At 54.3% G+C, this 543-nt stretch carries 2 tRNA genes; one reads left to right on the top strand and one right to left on the bottom strand.

The features are described from left to right. Nucleotides 1-147: 147 nt before the first annotated feature. A tRNA-Val gene (locus KBX17_RS11455) sits at nt 148-219 on the bottom strand. A gap of 248 nt (nt 220-467) precedes the next feature. Here KBX17_RS11455 and KBX17_RS11450 point away from each other — a divergent pair. Beyond that, nucleotides 468-543 (top strand) — tRNA-Gly (locus tag KBX17_RS11450).

Raw genomic sequence — 543 nt, 5'->3', positions numbered from 1 at the left:
CAATCGGCATCCAAAAAGGCCAGATCTAACCCCCACGACACGCCGAGCCAGACACACATTTTGACCCTTAACCCTCACTCTGGCGCGCGAAAGCGGCAGTCGCGGCACAAAGAAACCCCAGTTCAGACCAGAACTGGGGCTATACTGTGGTCCTAGCTGGGATCGAACCAGCGACCTTTCCGGTGTGAACGGAACGCTCTTCCACTGAGCCATAGGACCTCGCAAGCGATCAAGCGATGCTGTGCTTAGCGCGAGAGATACATTAACACCAGGTTGCCAAAAGACCATAATCGCGGGACCTTCAAGGGTGGGGTGAAGCCGTCGATAAGCATGCGCGCGACAGTGACCACCGCAAATGTAAGTAACATGGTGGCGATTTGGCTTAGGCCACGACGACACATTAAAGTTTTGAGTCGCACTAGTTCAGATGAACAGAGTTCAACACAGTTCATATGGGCACAGTGAGTGCGGATGTAGCGCAGTTGGTAGCGCATCACCTTGCCAAGGTGAGGGTCGCGAGTTCGAGTCTCGTCATCCGCTCCA

It is taken from the genome of Corynebacterium sp. CCUG 65737 (assembly GCF_024454115.1).
GTDB classification, from domain to species: domain Bacteria; phylum Actinomycetota; class Actinomycetes; order Mycobacteriales; family Mycobacteriaceae; genus Corynebacterium; species Corynebacterium genitalium.
The sequence above is the reverse complement of the archived record's forward strand: the minus strand, read 5'-3'. Positions and strand labels throughout refer to the sequence as shown.